General features: G+C 38.9%; 19 protein-coding genes. 3 read left to right on the forward strand and 16 right to left on the reverse strand.

Features of this window, described 5'->3' with window-relative positions; all coding sequences use genetic code 11:
- Positions 1–6: 6 nt before the first annotated feature.
- Complete coding sequence (locus tag QZU45_RS01460; protein ID WP_295350726.1) at positions 7–402, forward strand: DUF1036 domain-containing protein; 396 nt, start codon at positions 7–9, stop codon at positions 400–402.
- A 57-nt stretch (positions 403–459) separates the two neighbouring features.
- On the opposite strand, the gene QZU45_RS01465 is transcribed toward QZU45_RS01460, so the two are convergent.
- Positions 460–1,440: an MYG1 family protein gene (locus tag QZU45_RS01465; protein ID WP_295350728.1), complete on the reverse strand. Its 981-nt coding sequence runs from the start codon at positions 1,438–1,440 to the stop codon at positions 460–462.
- A 122-nt stretch (positions 1,441–1,562) separates the two neighbouring features.
- On the opposite strand from QZU45_RS01465, the gene QZU45_RS01470 reads away from it, so the two are divergent.
- Both QZU45_RS01470 and QZU45_RS01475 read left to right on the forward strand, forming a co-directional pair.
- Positions 1,563–2,516: a tRNA-dihydrouridine synthase family protein gene (locus tag QZU45_RS01470; RefSeq protein WP_295350731.1), complete on the forward strand. Its 954-nt coding sequence runs from the start codon at positions 1,563–1,565 to the stop codon at positions 2,514–2,516.
- Positions 2,506–2,991, forward strand: a complete 486-nt coding sequence (locus tag QZU45_RS01475; protein ID WP_295350733.1) for a hypothetical protein — start codon at positions 2,506–2,508, stop codon at positions 2,989–2,991. The genes QZU45_RS01470 and QZU45_RS01475 overlap by 11 nt, the downstream gene beginning before the upstream one ends.
- Before the next feature lie 64 nt (positions 2,992–3,055).
- On the opposite strand, the gene QZU45_RS01480 is transcribed toward QZU45_RS01475, so the two are convergent.
- From QZU45_RS01480 to QZU45_RS01550, 15 genes are all read right to left on the reverse strand, one after another.
- Positions 3,056–4,090 (reverse strand): TerC/Alx family metal homeostasis membrane protein, encoded by a 1,035-nt coding sequence (locus QZU45_RS01480; RefSeq protein WP_295350736.1) that lies wholly within the window; start codon positions 4,088–4,090, stop codon positions 3,056–3,058.
- 78 nt (positions 4,091–4,168) lie between these two features.
- Positions 4,169–4,573, reverse strand: a complete 405-nt coding sequence (gene hisI / locus QZU45_RS01485; protein WP_295350739.1) for a phosphoribosyl-AMP cyclohydrolase — start codon at positions 4,571–4,573, stop codon at positions 4,169–4,171.
- Positions 4,566–5,339, reverse strand: a complete 774-nt coding sequence (hisF, locus tag QZU45_RS01490) for an imidazole glycerol phosphate synthase subunit HisF (RefSeq protein ID WP_074840970.1) — start codon at positions 5,337–5,339, stop codon at positions 4,566–4,568. Before hisF ends, hisI begins: the two co-directional genes overlap by 8 nt.
- The gene (locus tag QZU45_RS01495) at positions 5,321–6,055 is read right to left on the reverse strand and encodes a 1-(5-phosphoribosyl)-5-[(5-phosphoribosylamino)methylideneamino] imidazole-4-carboxamide isomerase (protein WP_295350745.1); all 735 of its coding nucleotides are present in this window, start codon (positions 6,053–6,055) and stop codon (positions 5,321–5,323) included. Before QZU45_RS01495 ends, hisF begins: the two co-directional genes overlap by 19 nt.
- 10 nt (positions 6,056–6,065) lie before the next feature.
- Positions 6,066–6,671: an imidazole glycerol phosphate synthase subunit HisH gene (hisH, locus tag QZU45_RS01500; protein ID WP_295350747.1), complete on the reverse strand. Its 606-nt coding sequence runs from the start codon at positions 6,669–6,671 to the stop codon at positions 6,066–6,068.
- Between the two features lie 2 nt (positions 6,672–6,673).
- Entirely contained in the window at positions 6,674–7,777 is a 1,104-nt protein-coding gene (gene hisB, locus QZU45_RS01505) for a bifunctional histidinol-phosphatase/imidazoleglycerol-phosphate dehydratase HisB (RefSeq protein ID WP_295350750.1), read from the reverse strand.
- 1 nt (position 7,778) lies between these two features.
- Positions 7,779–8,852: a histidinol-phosphate transaminase gene (hisC, locus tag QZU45_RS01510; protein WP_295350753.1), complete on the reverse strand. Its 1,074-nt coding sequence runs from the start codon at positions 8,850–8,852 to the stop codon at positions 7,779–7,781.
- A gap of 14 nt (positions 8,853–8,866) precedes the next feature.
- The gene (gene hisD, locus QZU45_RS01515; protein ID WP_295350756.1) at positions 8,867–10,150 is read right to left on the reverse strand and encodes a histidinol dehydrogenase; all 1,284 of its coding nucleotides are present in this window, start codon (positions 10,148–10,150) and stop codon (positions 8,867–8,869) included.
- Positions 10,151–10,162: 12 nt separating this feature from the next.
- Positions 10,163–11,095: an ATP phosphoribosyltransferase gene (gene hisG / locus QZU45_RS01520; protein ID WP_295350759.1), complete on the reverse strand. Its 933-nt coding sequence runs from the start codon at positions 11,093–11,095 to the stop codon at positions 10,163–10,165.
- A 180-nt stretch (positions 11,096–11,275) separates the two neighbouring features.
- Entirely contained in the window at positions 11,276–12,106 is an 831-nt protein-coding gene (locus QZU45_RS01525; RefSeq protein WP_295350762.1) for a transporter substrate-binding domain-containing protein, read from the reverse strand.
- Positions 12,107–12,374: 268 nt separating this feature from the next.
- Positions 12,375–12,920: a disulfide bond formation protein B gene (locus QZU45_RS01530; protein WP_074840978.1), complete on the reverse strand. Its 546-nt coding sequence runs from the start codon at positions 12,918–12,920 to the stop codon at positions 12,375–12,377.
- 214 nt (positions 12,921–13,134) lie between these two features.
- Entirely contained in the window at positions 13,135–14,709 is a 1,575-nt protein-coding gene (gene nhaB, locus QZU45_RS01535) for a sodium/proton antiporter NhaB (RefSeq protein WP_295350765.1), read from the reverse strand.
- A gap of 312 nt (positions 14,710–15,021) precedes the next feature.
- On the reverse strand, positions 15,022–15,795 hold the full coding sequence (locus QZU45_RS01540; RefSeq protein WP_295350768.1) for a hypothetical protein: 774 nt from the start codon (positions 15,793–15,795) through the stop codon (positions 15,022–15,024).
- Between the two features lie 5 nt (positions 15,796–15,800).
- Positions 15,801–17,540 carry a putative transporter gene (locus QZU45_RS01545; protein WP_295350771.1) on the reverse strand — a complete coding sequence of 580 codons (1,740 nt, stop codon included), beginning with the start codon at positions 17,538–17,540 and terminating at the stop codon, positions 15,801–15,803.
- A gap of 342 nt (positions 17,541–17,882) precedes the next feature.
- Positions 17,883–21,107, reverse strand: coding sequence for a tellurite resistance TerB C-terminal domain-containing protein (locus QZU45_RS01550; RefSeq protein WP_295350773.1), 3,225 nt, complete (start codon positions 21,105–21,107; stop codon positions 17,883–17,885).
- Between the last annotated feature and the right edge of the window lie 45 nt (positions 21,108–21,152).

Consider the following 21,152-nt stretch of genomic DNA (forward strand, 5'->3'; position numbering starts at 1 on the left):
TTTTATATGCGAAAGGTTTTACTTTCTTTGGCTTCTGTTTTATGTGCGTTTTATGCCAATGCGCTTGAGATTACGATAGAGAATCAGACTGATGCTACAGTGGTGATGGCCTTTTCATATCTTGATAACAAGGAAAACGACTGGGTCGTTGATGGCTGGTATAACGTTATGCCAAAGCAGAAGGCAAAGGTTGAGCTGGACAGCAAGAACGATATCTACTATCTTTATTCCGAGTTTTCCAATGGCAAGAAACTTGAGGGTGGAAAAGGAGCTGTTGATCTGAAGGTTAAGGATCGTTCATTTTTCTATAAGCAGAAACAGATCCCTGATGATGTAGACAGAAAGGTAAGTTTTCTGCGTGCAAGAGGCAATGACGGTCACGCTCTAATCCGAATTAAGTAATTTCAAGAATATCATGAATGAAAAAGGACCTGGTAAGGTCCTTTTTAAATCATAAAACTAGTCTTTTTCTCCAAGCTTCAGCCAGAGTTTTGCAAGTTCCAGGTTGTCCTCAAAGGTCTGAGCTCCGCCTGTAAAGCCTGATTTGTGGATAAAGGTCATATTCTTAAGTCCGGTTGCTTTATCAAGCTCGCTATCGTTAAGCCCACGCCAGGAGGCTGGTGCGGATAGTCTGTTTTTAAAGCGCTGTGCCTTTGATTGAGGTAGAGACTGTACTCTCCATCTCTGGTTCCTGTCAGGATAAACAGCAATCAGACAGTCTTTGAAGATCTCCGGATTGTTTAGGACTGCACTGGTCCAAGGCAGTCTCTCATGCATAATCAGGATTTCTCCTCCTGCATAAGCCTCTATAACCTTGGCCACACCACTTTCAGTGTGCAGTGCGTTGATCGATGCATTAAGGAGTATGGTCTTTAGCATCTTTACAGTCTGGTTAAATGATTTGTCCTGATCACTTCCAACTTTGTTAGGCAGATTCATCATAGCAACAATGAATGGAATATCAGCTGTAGCCTGATAAAGTACATTTAATTTGTTGACTATATTTCTTTCGCTTTCTGTTTTCGGATCTGCTATCTGATCGACGTAGCCTGTCAGCTGACCATTGTCATTTAAATCAATCATTGTCATGATGTCTTCATCTATTCTGATAAAGGCATTGTCGATAACTTTTGCTGAAGGGCGGAATTCAAGCTCCTGCTGGGCTACTTTTTTAAGGTAATCGTGTCCGAATTTATCCCACATCAGACCTGCGGTGGCATATTTGACACCATTGCTTCTGCACAGTTTAAAATCCTTAGAATGGTGGTCAAAATGTTTATCGTCATTGATATTAGATACATCAATAACAATATCTGCCTTTTCAAGCTCAGATGGGTCACGTGATCTTATGATTGAGGAAGTCTCAAAAAGATATGTAAGAATGGCGCATGCAGTAGTTTCATCTGCATGGAAGGTTCCGTCATGGGTAGCTATTATCATTTCAACTCCTTAGCTGCGAAAAATTCTATCACAAAAAAGGATGACAAATCGGTAAAAATTGCTATTATGGGCGCACTGTTCACTATTTATATCGAATTATGTTAAAAGATAGCAAAGTTTATTTGGCTCCCCTTGAGGGACTCGCTGATGGTCCAATGCGCGAGGTTTTATGTGCTCATGGTGGTTATGATCTGTGTTTCTCTGAATTTATTCGTATTACAGATCTGTGTGTTTCTGAGAAAACTCTGATACGTGAGATTCCTGAGTTTTTAAATGACTGCAAGACTCCTGACGGTACAGATCTGCGCGTGCAGTTTCTTGGCGATAACCCTAAAACTTTAGCTCTGTCTGCCGTTAAAGCTCATAAACTTGGAGCAAAATCCATCGATATCAATTTCGGCTGTCCTTCAAGATTTGTTCATCACTCTGGCGCTATGCTCTTAAAGGAGCCTGAACTGATGCATGAGATTATGTGTACTGTTCGTGAGGCTCTTCCTCCAGAATGTGAACTGTCTGCAAAGGTCAGACTTGGTTTTGCGGATAAGTCAGAAGCTCCTGAGGTGATTAAATCTGTTGCAGTGGATGGTGTTAAGGAAATTACAGTTCACTGCAGAACAAGAAAGGATTTGTACAAGGAAGAAGCTTTAGACTGGGCCTCCTTACGTAATCTTCACGAATTAGCTCCTAATGCAACTCTGATTGCAAATGGAAATATCAATTCTCTTGAGGATGCTATAAAGTGTAAGGATATTACTCTTTGTAATGATTTTATGTGTGGAAGAGGGGCTTTTGCTATTCCTAATCTTGGACATGTAATTAAGGATGGTGCAGAGCCATTCTCAATTGTTGATATTCTTAAAACTGATGTTGAGGTTATCGAGGTATTTGCCAAGTCAAGACCAACAGAAAAGATGGTTATGGATAGAGCCAAGCAGTTTTTAGGTTATGCAAGAGTTCACAGAAGAAAATTAAATCCATTTTTTAAAGTTTTCTGCAAGTGCGTAACTGTAAACGATGGACTAAAATTATTATATGACGAGATAAAACGTGAGGAGCTAAATTCTAATGATAACTAAATCTAAACTCGTTTTGTTTTCTGCCATTCTTTTAGGCAGTGCTGCTTATGCTGATACACAGATGGCTTATTTCCCTCCTGTGCCTGAATCATGGAATGTTAAGGTAGAAGGAACCTCAATTGAGTATTCTTCACCTGTTAATAAGAAAACCCAGCCCCAACCTAAAACCAAGATTCGTTTTCAGTACACCAAGACTACTCAGGACAAGGATGCAACTACCCTTGCTGAAGAGTATGCAAAGGATAATGAATGTGGTGCTCCAAGAGAACAGGGGAAGGCTTTCTTTACTATTTCATGCCCAAATATAGCAAGAAATGCTGTTATTGTCGGTGAACCTAACAATATGTATTTTATTGAACTGTCCGGAGAAGTAACTGCAGAGGCCAAGAATCTCATCAATACTTATGTAACTTCAATTGTTAACGGAAAGAGGACTTTTGAAGACAGAGAGATTGGAGAAAAGATATCTCGATAATTTTTTGAGAGTTTCTTTTTTTATAAAGGCCTGGCGGTTCATACTGAAATCCTCCAGGTCTTTTTTATTGCTTACCAGAGGTGCTGTTATTTTTTTGTGGAAAAAACAGGCTTGAAAGAATTCCAAATGTTAAAGCCACTCCGATCACAATCAATGAGGTGTATACGTCAATATCAATACCTACTCCGAAAAGATGCAGAGATGCGGCTGCAGCAAGTTTGAATGAAACAAAGAACAGCAGAAAGATAACCGCTTTTTCCAGATGCACAAGGGCGTTTTTCAATGCATCAAGAATAAAGAACATTGAACGTAGTCCAAGCATTGCAAAGATCATACATGAGTAAACTATGAACGGATCCTTTGAAACAGCGATAATTGCGGGAACAGAATCGAAGGCAAACATGACATCAGATGTTTCAACAATTGCAAGACAAAGAAACAAAGGCGTTGCGTAGAACAAGCCTTTTCTTTTTAACACAATGTCTCTGTTCTCTTCTTTTTTCAGCTCTTCTTCAACATGTTCTTTTGAGATAAAGAAATTGTGTCCGTAGAGTTTTGGATAAAGTGGAAGGAACAGCTTTACAAATCTAAATGCGGGATGTGCCGAGAAATCTGATATTTCAGAACCATCCTTTTTCTTTAGCATCAAAACTGCAGTGATGGCAACTATAATTGCGAATACAATTTCCACGTACGGTCCAAGAGCAAACAGGCTTGTACCTATCAGTACGAAAATCAGCCTGAATACAACCGCTCCAATAACGCCCCAATACAATACTCGGTGAGTATAGCCTGATTTGATTCCAAACCAGGAGAATATGGCCATGATAGCGAACAGATTATCTACTGATAGTGCCATTTCAAAGGCGTAACCTGCAAAATACAGTGAAGCCGCCTCAGCAGAGAAATGGAAGTAAAGGAAGATACCAAAAGCTACACCTATAGCAATCCAGAATAATGTCCATAAAGCTGCAGCCTTAATTAAAATCGGTTTGTCTGCTCTGTGAGCAAAAAGATCAATAATCAGACCTGAAATTGCCAGAAATGTGAAGATTATAATTGTTTCAGTTTCAAATCCAATGTGAACAGAATTCTGCATATTTCTTCGTTACTCAAAAAAAATGGTATGTGTTTTTTTTCACATACCATTATCTTCGTTTATCCTGGTAAAACAAGATTATTTAACAAAATTATAGTTCTGTAATGGATTTCCTGAGAGGTATCTTGAGGTGGCATCTGCAAGTGGTGAGGCATCAAAGCAGCTGGTGGTTCCTAAATGACAGGTTGGACCATCTGGTCTTGCCAGAACAAGCAGAGTGTCCTTGTCACAGTCACAGGTAATTGATCTCATATGCAGAAAATTACCAGACTCCTCTCCCTTAGTCCATAGCTTCTGTCTTGCTCTTGAGTAGAATGTTACATAATGGGTATCAATGGTTTTCTGGATAGATTCCTTGTTCATGTAGCCCATCATTAAAACCTGACCAGTCTGGCAGTCCTGAACAATTGCAGGGATTAGACCATTATTCTTTTCAAAATCCAAATCGTCAATATTTTCAAAACCATGGAAATATCTAATCACGGATACAAACTCCTTTTCCTTTTAAATAATCCTTTAGTTCAGGAATATGAATTGTTCCCTTATGAAATACTGAAGCGGCAAGAGCTCCATCTGTATTTGCAACTTCAAAGGCTTCATAGAAGTGTTCCATTGTGCCGGCACCACCGGATGCAATAAGAGGAACACTGCAGATTTCACGAACTTTTTTTAGCTGCTCTAAATCATAACCATTGCGCATACCATCCTGATTCATCATGTTCAGAACAATCTCACCTGCGCCTCTCTTCTGAACTTCTTTTACCCACTCAAGAGTTGTCCAGGCAGTAGTGGTTGTCTTACTAACATCTCCGGTATATTGTTTTACCTGATAGTTATTAAGGTCCTTATTATAGTATGTATCGATTCCTACAACTACACACTGAACTCCGAACTTGTCAGCAAGTCTTGTAATCAGAGTAGGATCTGCAAGAGCAGGAGAGTTGATGGAAATCTTATCTGCACCATACTGCAGAATGGTTCTGGCATCCTCAACTGATTTGATTCCTCCTGCAACTGCAAAAGGAATGTTTATAACCTCTGCAACCTTTGCAACCCAGGATTTATCCACACGACGGTTATCTGATGAGGCGGTAATATCGTAGAAAACCAGTTCATCCGCACCTTCATCTGCGTATCTCTTTGCAAGGTCAATAATTGATCCCATAACCTCATGGTTTCGGAACTGTACGCCTTTAACAACTACTCCGTCTCGAACATCCAGGCAGGGAATTATGCGTTTTGCCAGCATTTAATTGCCTCCTCAACAGTAAATTTACCTTCTAAAAGAGAGCGGCCTAGAACGACTGATTTAGCTCCTGCTCTGGCAACATTTCTTATATCTTCAAGAGAGGAAATGCCTCCTGAGGCAATGATGTCCAGATCTGGGTATTTTGCATATAAGGATGCATACAGGGAGTTGTTTGCCCCCTTCATCATTCCGTCTTTGCTGATGTCAGTTACCAGTACATGTTTGATATGATATGGTAGATAATGACGCAGAATCTGATCCAGTGTGGTATCAGAAGTTTTCAGCCAGCCGTGAGTTGCAACATAAGGAACATCGTCTGTAAGTCTTACATCCAGTGCAAGAGTAAAGTGTTCCGCGCCAAACAGCTTTAACCATCCTCTGACTAGATGTGGCTGTTTAACTGCAACTGAACCTACAACTACGCGTTCTACGCCAAGATCCAGAAGATTTCTGATATCAAATTCTGATCTTATACCGCCTCCCGTCTGAATTGGAACAGGGGAAGCTTTAACAATTTTGCTGATTAGGGCTCTCTGTCTTAAAACAGGATCTTTGGCACCATCAAGATCAACAATATGAATAAGTTCGGCTCCCTGATTGGCTGCATCGTAAATTCTCTTTATAGGATCTACATCAAATATTGTTTTCTGAGCAAAATCGCCTTGTTTAAGACGAACGACGTGACCGCCGGATAAATCAAGTGCAGGGATAATCAATTTTTTGCTCCTAGAAATTCTTAATAAAGTTTGTCAGTAACTGTTCACCTGCTGCGGATGACTTTTCTGGGTGGAATTGAACTCCCATAAAGTTATCCTTTGCAATTGCTGAAGAAAATTCTGTTCCATAGGTGGTTTTACCAATGGTGTAATCTCCGGTCTGCATTGCAAATGAGTGATCAAAATAGAAAAATGCATCCTGTTTTATATCAGAAAACAGAGGATGATCTGTGTGATTAACTGTATTCCAACCCATATGAGGGAGTCTCAGACCGTCACATTTAAGTTTTACACACCTGGCCTTTACAATATCAAGACATTCAATAACACTGTCCTGACCTAAAGGAACTTCCTCTGAATCTGTCGCCTGAATCTGCATTCCAAGACAGATTCCTAAAAGAGGTTTTTGGGTTTCAAGAATAAAGTCTCTGAGTTTATATTTGTTGATGCCGTCCATTACAGCGGCTGCAGTACCAACACCAGGTAGAACCAGTCTGTCTGCATTCTGTAGCTCAGAAATCTCAGATGAAACTATGGCTTCATATCCGATTCTTTTAAATGCCTGAACTACTGAATTTAGATTGGCAGATCCTGTGTCAATGATTGAAATCTTCATGTTTAAAGTTTTCCTTTTGAAGATGGCAGTTCATTTCCTGATCTTGCAAGAGCAACTCTAAGTGCTCTACCGAAGGCTTTGAACAGTGCTTCTATCTGATGGTGAGCGTTGCCTTCGCTTACATACATGTGAAGGCTTAATCCCATGGCTACAGCCAGTGCGTGGAAGAAGTGAGGCACCATCTGGGCAGACATCTGACCAACCTTATCTCTTGTGAAATCTGCGCAGAAGTCAAATTTAACGTGAGGACGTCCTGAAATATCCAGTGCAACAGTGACATTATCCTCATCAAGACAGTCTGCAAATACTTTTGCATAGACTTCATCCATAGGCAGCACAAATCCGAATCTACCGATACCTCTTTTATCGCCTAAGGCCTTCAGTAAAGCTTCACCTAAGGCTATACCGGTATCCTCTATGGTATGATGGTCGTCAACTTCCAGATCACCTTCAACTTTGGCATCAATGCTGATTCCACCATGAGTGGCAATCTGATCGAGCATATGGTCGAAGAAGCCGATTCCAGTGTCAAAGTGAGAGCGTCCGCTATGATCCAAATCAACAGTGATTTTAATCTTTGTTTCACGCGTATTTCTTTCAACAGTTGCTACTCTTGGAAGAGAACAAAGCTCGTCTGCAATTTTGTCCCAGCCCATGTTTACAGGATCATACTTTATAGGTGTGATCCCCATGTTCTGTCCCATCTTTACATCGGATTCTCTGTCTCCAATGAAATAGGATTTTGTTCGATCCCAAGAGGTGTCTTTTAGATAGTTCATTACAAGACCAAGCTCAGGTTTTCTGCAGCTGCAGTGATCTTCAGGCTTGTGAGGACAGATTAGCACCTGTTCAAAATCAATACCCTGACTCTCCAGGGTATTTAAAATAAGTTCATGAGCAGGAGTAAAGGTATTAAGAGGGAAAGACTCTGTTCCCAGTCCATCCTGATTTGACACCATAACAAAGGTATATCCTGCAGCCTGAAGCTTAAGCAGGGCTGGAATCACGTTTTTTTCAAACTTAACCTTAGATAGGGCATCAACCTGATAATCCTCTGGTTCGGTTACCAGGGTTCCGTCTCTGTCGATAAAAAGGTATTTTTTCACACTAAATCTCCAGACTCTTCAGGTAACGCATCAGCTCTTCAAGCTCGGCATCAGAACCAATGGAGATGCGGACACAGTTCTTTAAGCCAGGTTTTGTTTCAAAGGAACGTAGAATAACCCCCTTTTGAACCATTGCATCGAAAACCTTTGGCCCATCCCTGAATTCAACCAGAATGAAGTTGCCAACAGACTCAAATGTCTTAACAACAAAAGGCAGAGTATTCAGAGCTTCTTTGAGTTTTAGTCTTCTTTCATTGCACTTGGCTACTCTGTCACGTGTCATTTCCACACCGTGATCAGACAGGGCCTGAACCGCAATCTGAGCCACAGGATCTGCAATTGGGTAAGGATCTATTACCTTTAGCATTGCCTTAATAATGTTTTCATTGGCAATAGCAAAGCCACAGCGAATACCTGCCAGAGCAAATGCTTTTGAAAGAGTTCTTGTTACAATCAGATTCTCGTAATCTTTTACCATTGAGGTGTAATCGTCAGACTCAGATGCAAACTCAATGTAGGCTTCGTCCATTACAATCAGTGTATCTGGCAGTGCTTTTAGCAGTTTTTCAAGTTCTGACTTTTCAAAGATATTTCCTAATGGATTGGCAGGAGAGTCGATAAACACAGCTTTGATTTTGAATGAACTGCTGTTTACTGCATCAATCAGTGCCTGAGCCTTTAGAGAAAAATCAGCTTCTCTTTTTGCAGTTGCAACCAGTACGTTATTAGTATTAGCCGCAACTTCATACATACCATAGGTTGGCGGAGCAATAAGAATTCCCTCTGTACCAGCTTCGCAGAAGGTTCTGATTATAAGTCCTATAACTTCATCTGAACCTCTGGCTGCAAGTACCATTGATTTGTGAACACCTGCATAATCTGCATATCTTTCTATTAAATCTTCAGGCTGACAGTCTGGATATCTGTTGAGAGTTGATGAATTTAAAAAGTAGCCTTCTGATTTAGGAGATTCGTTTGCATTGAGGAAGTTATGACCATGACCACCAATACGACGAGCTGATAAATATGGGACAAGCTTCTGTACGTGTTTGGTAATTATTTTTTCAAAGTTCATATCATTATCCTCAGTTAAATGTCTTTTACTCTTACAACTACTGCGTTTCTGTGGGCATCAAGTCCCTCTGCAGAAGCCATAGAGGTGACAGTTTTTGCGATTTCCTTTAATCCTTCCTGTGAAGCTCTCTGAATGGTATAGCGTCGTCTGTAGTCATCAGTTCCTAATGCACTGAAGGTTTTTGCATAACCATAGGTTGGAAGGGTATGATTTGTGCCTGATGCATAGTCTCCTAATGATTCAGGAGTATATGCTCCCACAAATATAGATCCTGCGTTTCTCAGTTTATCAATCAGCTCATCCGGATTATCAATCTGTAGAATCAGATGTTCTGGAGCATATCTGTTTGATAATTCTGCTGCCTCATCAAGAGTATCAACCACAAGGGCGGTACTCTTTGATAATGCTTTTTCAGCAATTTCTTTACGAGGTAGCTTTTCAAGCTGTTCCTCTACTTTAAGCATTACCTTCTGCGCAAACTCTTTGCTTAAAGCAATAAGAATTACCTGAGAGTCTGGACCATGTTCAGCCTGAGATAGCAGATCTGCGGCAATGTATTCAGGATTTGCGCTGTCAGATGCAATTACCAGAACTTCTGATGGACCTGCAGGCATATCAATTGAAGCTCCCAGAGCATCGTTAGAAACGAGTCTTTTTGCCATGGTAACAAACTGATTACCTGGGCCAAAGATTTTTAGCACTTTTGGTACACTCTCTGTGCCGTATGCCATAGCAGCAATAGCCTGTGCGCCGCCAAGATTAAAGATTCTCTTTACTCCAGACTTGGAAGCTGCATATATGATTGCATCAGAGATAGGAGGTGGTGAACATAGAATTACCTCCGGACACTGAGCAATTTTTGCTGGCACAGCAAGCATTAGCGCTGTTGAAACCAATGGTGCGGAACCGCCGGGTACATACAGGCCCACAGAATCAATTGGGTGTGTATGTGTCTCACAAACAATACCAGGGAAGGTTTCAATCTTTATATGATGAGGTTTCTGCTCAGAGTGAAACTTAGCAATATTTTCATAGGCTGTATCAATTGCCTTTTTCAGGTCTGAATCAACTCTTTGACAGGCAGCTCTGATTTCCTCTGCTGTCCATTCAATATGTTCTCCCTCGAATTTATCAAGGGTCTTTGAATACTCAAAAAGGGCGGTATCGCCCTCTTTGCGTATTCTGGAAATAATTGATGTTACAATTTCTCTGATCTTGTCAGATGAGGCCTGAGCTGGTCTCATCAGAGCTTCTGTCTGCTCCTTGGCGCTCAGGTCTTTCCAAATCTTAACTTCCATTTCTATCCCTTACTAGCCAAGCATCTTCTCAATTGGAACAACCAGAATAGAGGTAGCTCCAAGAGCCTTTAACTGCTCTAGAGTTTCCCAGAATACCTTTTCTCTGGATACAGCGTGAAGCGCTACTCTGTCAGTGCTTCCTTCGAGCTCGATAATTGAAGGATTCTCTGCACCAGGAAGAATTGCTCTAATCTGCTCTAGCTTTGCTTTAGGCGCATTCATCATGATGTATCTGCTTTCAACTGCAGACATAACACCTTTGAATCGCTCTATGATAGTGTTGGCTATAGCCTGTTTCTCTGGGAATAAAGGCTGATCTCTTCCAATCAGCACTGCCTTTGAAGTGTAAATGGTTTCAACTTCCTTCAGACCATTTGACTGAAGGGTTGCTCCTGTACATACAAGATCACAGATCGCATCAGCAAGTCCGGCACGAGGTGCTACCTCTACAGAACCTGTCAGAAGAACAGATCTGAAATTAACTCCTGCTTCCTTCATAACACGGCGGAGCAGGTGAGGGTATGTGGTTGCAATCTTTTTGCCCTCAAGATCTGCAAGACCATGCCATTCATCTTCTGTTGGAACAGCAATTGACAGTCTGCAGTCTCCAAAATTCAGTTTCAGAACTTCATTGAAGCCTGTGTACATTCCGTCTAACTCACGTTGCATGGTGGTTTCTTCAAGAACATTCTGTCCTACAATACCCCAGTCAACAACATGATCCATTACAAGACCAGGAATGTCGTCATCTCGTACTCGCAGAATGTCTATAGGCAGATTCTCAGCATGTGCAAGCAGATGATCTTTGTTAGAGGAAATCTTAATTCCACTGTCTTTGAATAACTTTAATGTTTCATCTGTTAGTCGCCCGGACTTCTGAATTGCAATACGCAGGCGCTTCTTTTCGCTGCCATTATTTTCGCAACATGCTTTGCAAGTACTCATATATATCTCTTTAAATTTAAATGAAAAACAATAAGAAAAAGTGAATTAAATCACTTTGAACTCTAATAGTGTAACATAATTACAAATAAAGCAAATATATTGAAAGACTAAAGAAAGGGAGCTCCAAAACTGATCAGTTTTGGATCTCTGATTATTTTTTTGATCTGATATTGAGAAATATTATCTTAAGTTTTCGGCTGTGATTCTGTCTAAGGTTCCATCTGCCTTCCATTTCTTTATGAGCTTATCTATAAACTGTGAAAGATCGGAGCCTTTTGGAGTGACTATTCCATAAGATTGAGGAGCAAACTCCTCCTTTAGGATTTTTTTATTAACATCCTGATGAGTTAAAAGAACAATTTTGTCGTTACAGAATCCCTGAACTTCCTCTGAATCCATAGCATTGATTATTGATTCATCTGTATCATAGATGATGAAACTAATCTTATTGTTCCAGGTTTCTGCGCTGAAATTTTTCTCATCAAAACTGTTTTTTTCAATAATCCCCTTAGAGACCATGTATTTTACAAGCTCAAGAGGAGCAGTTGCGTTTTGAATTACACCAACTTTTTTTCCAACTAAATCCTTAATTGAATTTATGTTGTCATTTTTGTTTACCAACACAGAAATATTGGTAGAAAAATATGGTGAAGAAATATCATATTTCTGTTTTCTCTCATCTGTGATGGTGTAGGTACCGATCATGCAGTCTGCATAATCGATTTCTAACATGTTATCTCGATTTGTAGGTGTTGTTGTGATAAATGTAACCGCAACCTTGTCCCCAATTTCCTTTGCAATCATTTTTGCAATAGTTGGTTCCAGTCCAATATATTCTCCTGTTCTACTGTCCTGCATAGACAGAATTTCAAGATTATTGTTTACAGACACTCTAAGTTCTTCGTTATCCTTGATTCTTTGTAGTCTACTTTCATCTGCATAGGATGAACTGCATAAAGATAAAGCTATAACACAAGCAGAAAGAGTTAAAGATAATTTTTTTAACTGCATATTTTTGTCCACCAAACAGACTATACACTAGGTTAAGTGTATGTATATAAAAAACAATCGTAAAATATATTTAACAGATTATGTGATGTAGTGCAATAGAATAATGGACAATTACCGAAAGGTTGAACAGACTGCAGGCTAAAACCTGTCTGTTAAATTAAAGGCTATATAGAGAGGCAAGAAAATGTCCGTTGGTTCAGAACGTTAGCCTACCACAAGGATATTCGATAATAATACTGTGGTAGAACAAAGATGAATCTATGTTTTCTTATTTATAGAAATCTGAATGGCTTTTGTTTCTTTTCTTAACAAAGATAGAAAGAAACAGTAACAGGGCAACCAGAGTAGATACTGAGAAAATAATGAGAATCCAGAATGGCATGCTCTGACCTAGAAATTCCCAGTTCAGCTTATCTGAACATATACCTACAGCTTTAAACATGAAAGGTGCAATTTGATCTAATGGAAGAAAATCAGGAAATTCTGTTTTTAACTTACAGGTTGATCCGAAAAGAGAGGATGAATTGTATGCCTGATAATGTTCAAAGGTAACAATTAAACCTCCGATAGAAGAGGCCAGAAAAGCAGCAGAACAAAGAAATCTAACAACCAGAAAATTAGCAGCAATAGCTCCAATGAATCCAGCAACTATAAATCCAAGAAAATAAGCTCTTTCATATACGCAGTTTACGCATGGATCTAAGTGAAGATTATATTGAAAATATAAACCACAACCTTCAAAAGCAATGCCTGCCACTAACAGTAAGAACCAAAAGAACCTAGAGGCGCAGATTAACTTAACTATCTGGAACACATTAACTCCTAAATTGTGTGGAAATTATCCTTACCTGCCAATAATATCACTTTCTACTACTTATAGATTAGAAGATCATTTTTTTATTACAAATTAAAGAGTTGTAAATTTCAACAAAAACTTGATACAGATTACAAATTTTGGATAGAAAAAACCCGTTATCAATCAGGTAATCAATAACGGGCTCCATACTGAGTTAGTATGAGGAATTTAATTATTTGCCTAGGATTAGTTCAACTGTAGGCATATGCAGTATTCCATTTGACACGAACCACTCTGATGCGATTGGCATTAGGAACCAGGTAGTTAAAAGACCTACAACAGTTAGAACAATAGTATAAGGGAGAGCCATATACATCATCTTAAAGTAAGGCAGTTTGATTAGTGCTGCAATTGGAGATGTAAGCAGGAACAGGAATGCAGCCTGTCCATTTGGTGTTGCAACTGATGGCAGGTTGGTACCGGCGTTAATTGCAATGGCCAGCTCATCAAAGTGTTCTGGAGTGATAACTCCATCAACAAGAGCATCTCTTACCTGTTCAATATAGATTGTTGCAACGAATACGTTATCTGATACGGAAGAGATAATTCCGTTTGCCATATAGAAGATTGGGATATGCAATTCTCTTGGTGCTGAGAATACCCAGTCAATAATAGGAGTGAACAGTCCCTGCTCAGCAATAACAGTTACAACTGTGAAGAATACACATAATAAAGCACAGAATGGCATTGATTCTGTAAATGCTTTACCGATAGGTCCTTCAGAGGTTACACCGCATAAAGAGGTAGCTAATACGATAACACTCAGACCGATTAGACCAACTGATGCTAAATGGAAGCCTAATGCAAAGATCAGCCATACTACGCACAGACCCTGAATAACCAGATTCAGTTTATCGCGCTTGGTTAATTCTCTTGTCTGATCTTCATCTCTTTTTACCATGATTTCGTAAATAGGCTGAGGCATTACATGACCGTATCCGAATAATTTGAATTTCTCAAGCATTACACATGTTAAAAGACCACAGGCTAAAACTGGTAGAGAAATTGAACACATACGGAATGCATAATCCATGAAGCTCCATTTGCAGACACTACCGATAATTAGGTTCTGAGGCTCACCAACAAGGGTACATACACCACCTAATGTTGTACCTACAGCAGCGTGCATTAAAAGACTTCTCAGGAAAGCTCTGAATTCTGTCAGGTTCTGTTTATGTTCATCTGGAACAATATCGTCGTTGGTACTTACAAGAGCCAGTGCGTTATTATTGGTAATAGTCTTCATGTAAAGCTGGTACAGACCAACACAGGTGGAGATGATAATTGCAAGCACTGTTAAAGCATCAGCGAATGCAGATAAAAAAGCACTCATGAAACAGAACATGAATGCTAGTTTAATGTTTGATCTTACTTTTACCAGAAGCTTGGTGAAGAAGAATAGAAGGAAGTCACGAACGAAGTGAATACCTGCGACCATGAACATCAGAAGCATGATTACTTCTAGGTTTGCTTCAATTTCATGAGTAACGTTATGAACATCGCACATGCCGATAAAGCAGGCTTCAATGACCAGAAGACCGCCCGCTTCAAGAGGGTAGCAGTCAAGAGCCATTGCAAGTGTGAAAATAAATTCCAGCACTAAAAGCCAACCAGCCACAAACATTGAATAGTGTGCAACGATTGGATTTAATACCAAAAAAGCTATTATTACGTTTTTATACCAGGCAGGAGCATTACCTAAGAAGTTAAGCACTCCGGCCTTAGCATAGCTTATTGAAGTGTTCATATAGCCTCATGTTTTTCTAAATATGTATTTGATTGAATATAAAATCTTTCTGTATCGTAAAAAATAACATTTCTTTAAGGAAAGTTTTATTGTTAGTTTTTTAAGAAACAATATAAAAGACCACCACGATTATATTACGAAAGCATTGATTTTTTAATAGGTTAAAAGGGCATTTGTCATGCATTTTGAAAATTAATTTAATTTTTTATTTTCTCTGTCCGTAGGAGATGTTTTTTTGCACAAAAAAAGTATGACGGGTATTATCCTCTGAGAAAAACACATCGCCTAAAGGAAGGCGATGTCAAAGAAAGATTATTTGTTTAAATTGTTTTCTGCATCTTTGCCGCTTACAGATCTTAGTGATAGTAAATTAAGTATGTAGTAGAGAATGTATAGGATATATATTCTTATAAAAAGATAAACATAAACAGGATCAAATGCTCCATCTTTTTTAAGAATTACAGACTCAAGATACATGATCTTGTAGTAAGCGAATCTGTTTTCAATAATCATTGCCAACACATAGAAAAGAACAAATATCAGTATGTAAAGGTGAAAATTTTTCATAAAAGCTTCTAATGTCAGCTTCAACTTACTGATGTTATTCAGCGGATCTATATGTTTTGCCGTACATATAAAGGAAAATGTTGCAATTAGTACTGTTAGAACAAAAATGCAAATTGCACTTATACCAAAAAGGTAAGACATGTTTCTTGCGTACTCTATCTGTTCCGGAGTGGCAATTTGCAGTACCTGATTATTAAGCGCTTTCTCCTTATAAATCTCCAGATATAGTTCTGCTTTACTGGAAATGCATTTGTACATTACATACAGGAAGGAAAAATACACCAACTGCGTAATTAAAAATATTCTGATACTGAAGATTTCTCTGAATTTTTTTAATGTTGCGTAGTTCTGTTTTGAGAACTCCGTGTAGTACAGATTTGCTGCAATGTTAGGAAAGAAAACAGCCAAAGGCAGTAGAAGAAGTCCTATTAGAGGATGTTTTACAGCATTGACAACAGCTGAAAAAATGCCGCCCACAGCGACAGCATGTGGGCGGATAGATTTAATATTTTCTGTCATATTTTTTAGATGAAGGCAGAAGATACAATAATCAGCATTACCTGAGGAGATAGAATTCTCAGGAACATAACAAATGGATATACAGTAGCGTAACCTATTGATGAAGCTTCGGCATCCTTGTACATACCATTTGCGTAAGCAAGTGCTGGAGGATCTGTATATGAACCTGCTAATACACCGCATAGAACCAGATAATTAACTTTGAATACTTTTGCTCCAACGAATCCGACAATCAGCAGAGGAATGATGGAAATCAGAGTAGCCCAGGCCATCCAGTGAAGACCTAGACCATTGGTTAAAGTCTCCCAGAATCCATTTGCACCGGCTCTTATACCAACAATTGTCAGGAATAGGGTAATACCGATTTCCTTGAATGCAGATAGAGCTGAAATAGGAAGTCTCCAGTGCATTACGTTTTTGGTCCAGAAATCACCAAATCTTGCAAGCATAATTGCACAAACCAGAGTTCCACCGATTACACCTAGCTTCATAGGAGCAGGGACACCTGGAATAGGAATTGGCACAGAACCTAGAAGCATACCCAGGAACAGACCGATGAAAATAGGCATCATTGGTACGTGGTTCATGGTGGTTGATGAGTTACCTACAACTTTACCAGCCTTACGGATGTTCTCCATGGTACCAACAACATTGATTTCGTCACCTAAAGCCAGACGTAAATCAGGAGTTGGCATGAACTGAATACCAGATCTGAATACACGTGAAATTACTAAGCCGAACTGATTTTCAAGATCAAGTTCTGCAAGTGTTCTACCCATTACATGGTTGTTGGTAATAATCAGATGACGAACTGATATTGTTGAACCGTGAGTGGTTAAAACATCCTTTGTCTCAGTTCCGATTGCCTGTGAAGCCTTTTGAACATACTTGGCACCGCCGACCAGATGAACAATGTCACCCTTCTTTAAAATCAGATCTTTTGTTGGAACTGACAGCTCTCCATCTCTCTTGATACGTGAGCAGATTACAGTACCGTCTGAAACACATGGAATATCGCTAATGGTTTTTCCAAAGTAATCTGAGTTTTCAATTTCAACGTTTGAAACGATTGGAGTGTCAACTCCACGACCTTTGCTTTCAGCGTAAGCGCTTCCTTCACCTTCGATGCTGATGTGGAAAATTGCTCTAATAAGGATCATGGTGATCAGAATGGAGCTAACACCGAATGGATATGCTACTGCGTAAGCCTGAGGAACAGTCTTGGTGTCAAAACCTAAAGCAAGTGCATCTCTTCCTGAAGCCTGAATCTGGGCGGACAGATCATTAACCATGGCAATTGCAGCTGATAGAGCTGGTGTATTAGTGATACCACCTGAATACATACCAACCATAGCATCTGGAGTTACGATACCGCAGTAGAATAATGTTAATGAAATTGCGCAACCAAGAACAATAATTGAAACTGCAAGGGTGATTAACTTCAGACCACTGCCTCTTAGGGCTGCAAAGAAGCTAGGACCAACCTGAATACCGATTGCATATACGAACAGCATCAATCCGAATTCCTGAAGGAAGTGAAGAATGGTTTCTTCAGAAGTTGCAGCTCCGGTTGCTGAAATTAAATCAAATCCGAAATAAGCGTGTGCCATATGACCGACAAAAATACCAGAGAACAGCACGCCACCAATTCCGACACCGACACCTTTATATTTAAGCTGGCCAAGGGCTATACCTAAAACAGCGCCGACTGAAACGTAAATAATTAACAGGGCAAGAGATGACATTTATAAATCCTAATTGGATAAACTGACATATTATCACTTTGCTTTAAAGTGAAGCTTCTTGTTTAACGGATCTTTCGATCCTGTTTCATGCGGACTAACTATCGTATATCTAACGGATTAGTTGGCACAAAACAACAAAGATACCTTTCGTAATCTCAATGTTTTTCTTTAATCTTCAAAAAAAAACAAGAAAAACATTGTAATTATGAGAGGTAAAATAAAATTGACAATTATATTAGCCAATTTTATTCCGCGTGTATTGTATCACAGTAGATTTGAGAATTTTTAACCATTTCACATTTTTTCTGAAATGTATTTTTTTGGTTACTTTGGTAGGAATTTCTAGAGCAGATCTATTGATATGTAAATGCAGTTTTCCTCTGGAGCATAGTCCAATAGAGGCTCGTCAAAAACTTCATAGCTCCAGTCATTGATTTCTTCAATAGCCGCATCAGATGACATGAATTTAAGACTCATGCAGAGACCTTTGAATTCATTGATATCAATAACATCTGTTTCAAGACTCTTGATTGCTTCAATAAGTTTTCTTGCATTCTCTGAAGAATAATTTCTCTCATTGTTTGTTTCATCAGAAATTTCAGTTTTGGGGTCTTCTGTAATTGGTTGAACTTCAGCTTCAAGTGTTCCTTCATCAATACGGATCTGATTTATTACATCCTGAATCTGGGCACTTTCCCTGAGTTTAGAATCGATCAGAGATGAATCAAGATTCTTTGTATCAAATGTATTGGCCTTAAAGAAACTGTGTTCTGAACTTCTATAAAGAGAGGATTGCATTTCCTTGTGAACTGTATGCTTCTTATCTGTATTTTCCTCATTATCAGATTTGATCTCCTTTACAGATGACTTTACATTCATCAGAGCAAAAATCAGGCTGAATTTCTCGGACAGATAATTCTTTAGAGGAGATGTTCTGATCTCGTCCATAACAATCTTTTTCAGATAGTTAATGCAGAGTTTAAAATTAGGATTGTTTTTCTGCTCTGCATAAAGATTACTGTAGTAATTCTTTTCAAAAGGTTTTGTTCCGTGCATCAGAAGTCTTAGATTATTGAAGAATTTGATGGCAAAAACATTCTGCTTCGGAGTCAGTTCCATATATCTGGACAGTCTGATTTCAACTGTATTAACCGGTACCACGTAATTGAATATGATAAATGCCATCTGAGCTGCACAGAGTTTATCCATAAAGTCCTCTGTCATCTCATCTGCAGGCAGTGATGTTGTAATAATCTTGTGCTGCTTTAGTTTTGCTCTGGCTTCCTTTGGCAGAGACATATCAATAGGCACAACCATAAGACCAAGCTTTGGCAGATGATCTTCAATACATTCTGTAGCTAGGAAAGAGTACTCAATTTTAAATATATCGCAAAGCTGAGAATATTTATTGAAGATAACCTCGTTAAGATTTCTCTTGATACTCTGTGCTTCAAGTCTTCCGAGTTCCCCTGTGATTAGTCTTGCCAGAGTATGATCTGATTGTGTCTTTACAGTTGAGAGATATCGGATGATATTGTCTGCAACAGAAAATTCCTGTCTGATTTCATCGAGAATTGAATCATCTGGCTGTTTTTCAAAGCCTGTAATAATATTTATAGAGTTATCTCCACAGATTGGTGCCATCAAATTTGCAAATACAGGGTGATGAATCAGAGTCTGTAGATTCTTGTGAGCGTGAGTGTTCATCTGTCTTAATGATTCATCAAATATCAGATAATTGTTGAAGTCTTTTTCCTGCTCACTGTACCTGGCGACGGAGGCTCTAATCTCATCAAGATTTAGGCCATTAAAAATTCTATTTAAAAAATCTTCACTGATGAATGGTCTGATTTTTCCGATTATTACTTTTATAAAATAATCTGTTGTACCCTTGAGATCATGTAGCCATTTGTATTTATTATCATTGGTACTGCCGGTTGCAAGATGATATACGTAAAGCTCGAAAAGCTCCCGGTTTTCCGAATATAAATCAGCAATACTGTCTTTTCCTTTTGAACATAAAAGAGAGAATAGAGACAGTTTAGCAAGCTCAGGGTAATAAAACAGAGCAATAAGAATAGAGCTTTTATCTCTGATTTTATCGACAGCTCTATCTGTTGCTTCAAATAGTGCGAAGTAAAGTCCCCTTAAAAACAGCAGCTCTATTATCTGTGTACTCTGATATTCTTCATTAAGCTTATCAATCGCATCTTCCAGATCCTTACTGTCGTACGAAATAAACAGTGGTTTTAGGATAAGCCTTATGTAGAAATTGAATAGAAGAATCTGAATAACGGTTTTCTCTTCTGAATTTATTCTGCTGTTCTTCTGAGAGCTTCCACTACTGTTTGTTATAAAGGATAAGAACTCCCCAAAATTTTCACATTTGTATGGCTCAAGTATTTTATCCTGAGTGTAGTAAATGTTTGGAAAGACTATAGAGGTCTGTTTGTCTGCTGTAGTATAGATGAAATTGGCTGCCCTATGTTCAGAAAGGCTGATTTCCTGAAGACATAGAAATTCCTTTTGAGGAATAAGCTTTTCAATATGAGGGGTTACATGTGAACTTATATAGTTATAAAGATTCTTGACCAGCTCATTTTTTAAAACAGGGGAGCCTTCTGTAATTAAACTGCACAGAGAAACTTTTTCACTGTCATGAGCAACAAAGGAATTAATATAGTTGTAGCAGTTGTTCTTCAGATCAAGAAACATTCTTTCGACAAAGCCGGCAGTAATTTCCTCTCTTACAAATTCAGAGTTTATCCTCTTTAATTGTTTTATCTGCAGATCATTTTTATCTGGTCTGTTAGCAACAAGCTGCCGGTACGCATTTTCAAGATCATTTATATAAGGATAATCAAGATTAAATGGTTCTTTGTATGTTGATGCTGCAGAAATTGCTGCCAGATACTGACTTACCTTGAGTTGGTTGTCCTTATCAAGAGGTTTAAAACAGAAAGCGGCATTCTTGTAATCACAGTGGCGGTTTCGGTATTCGCTTGAATAGGTATAACAGGTTCTGATATAGGCAAGTCCTTCTTTAGGAAGTTCCATCTTGCTTATAATGTTGTTAAGGGCTACTCTCTGATGAGGATCAAGCTTGGCTGAACTGACCACAAAAAGACCTTCAAAAACTCTCAGCATGATGTTGTAGTTTGAAAGCTTAACATTCATCATGTTGATATGTTTCAGGTCTTTGACTGTTGGTGTTTTTTTTGCTGCCACCAGCGCTTTAACTGCCGCACAGTCTTCATCGTTGTTAAGATCCGGCTTTGTTGTTATGAAAATCTTGTCATAGAATGACAGATCAACCGGAACGGAACAAGGAACCAGTTTTAGATTAATTCTTTCAAGATATGAGTTGATATCTATATATATCTGTTGAGCCGATTTATCGAATTCAGTATGGTTATATTCGAGTTTCAGAGTGCTGCAAAGCTCTGATAGCGACATGCAGATAAAACGGTGGGATGATGCCTCTGTATACAAGTCTCTTATTGTCTCTAAGAGATCTGAAGGCAGATCTCCGATTCTCTGTTTATAGTATGCAGCATCTTTTTTCATTACGAACGAAATCTATCCTTTATTATTTGCACAAAGAGGTCAGCT

Source organism: uncultured Succinivibrio sp. (assembly GCF_902756765.1).
Classification (GTDB): domain Bacteria; phylum Pseudomonadota; class Gammaproteobacteria; order Enterobacterales; family Succinivibrionaceae; genus Succinivibrio.

Bases quoted from the DNA above. Each gene is read 5' to 3' on its own strand.
- QZU45_RS01460 (WP_295350726.1), top strand. From the start codon at position 7: ATGCGAAAGGTTTTACTTTCTTTGGCTTCTGTTTTATGTGCGTTTTAT.
- QZU45_RS01465 (WP_295350728.1), bottom strand. From the start codon at position 1,440: ATGATAATAGCTACCCATGACGGAACCTTCCATGCAGATGAAACTACT.
- QZU45_RS01475 (WP_295350733.1), top strand. From the start codon at position 2,506: ATGATAACTAAATCTAAACTCGTTTTGTTTTCTGCCATTCTTTTAGGC.
- QZU45_RS01480 (WP_295350736.1), bottom strand. From the start codon at position 4,090: ATGCAGAATTCTGTTCACATTGGATTTGAAACTGAAACAATTATAATC.
- hisF (WP_074840970.1), bottom strand. From the start codon at position 5,339: ATGCTGGCAAAACGCATAATTCCCTGCCTGGATGTTCGAGACGGAGTA.
- hisH (WP_295350747.1), bottom strand. From the start codon at position 6,671: ATGAAGATTTCAATCATTGACACAGGATCTGCCAATCTAAATTCAGTA.
- hisC (WP_295350753.1), bottom strand. From the start codon at position 8,852: ATGAACTTTGAAAAAATAATTACCAAACACGTACAGAAGCTTGTCCCA.
- hisD (WP_295350756.1), bottom strand. From the start codon at position 10,150: ATGGAAGTTAAGATTTGGAAAGACCTGAGCGCCAAGGAGCAGACAGAA.
- hisG (WP_295350759.1), bottom strand. From the start codon at position 11,095: ATGAGTACTTGCAAAGCATGTTGCGAAAATAATGGCAGCGAAAAGAAG.
- QZU45_RS01525 (WP_295350762.1), bottom strand. From the start codon at position 12,106: ATGCAGTTAAAAAAATTATCTTTAACTCTTTCTGCTTGTGTTATAGCT.
- nhaB (WP_295350765.1), bottom strand. From the start codon at position 14,709: ATGAACACTTCAATAAGCTATGCTAAGGCCGGAGTGCTTAACTTCTTA.
- QZU45_RS01540 (WP_295350768.1), bottom strand. From the start codon at position 15,795: ATGACAGAAAATATTAAATCTATCCGCCCACATGCTGTCGCTGTGGGC.
- QZU45_RS01545 (WP_295350771.1), bottom strand. From the start codon at position 17,540: ATGTCATCTCTTGCCCTGTTAATTATTTACGTTTCAGTCGGCGCTGTT.
- QZU45_RS01550 (WP_295350773.1), bottom strand. From the start codon at position 21,107: ATGAAAAAAGATGCTGCATACTATAAACAGAGAATCGGAGATCTGCCT.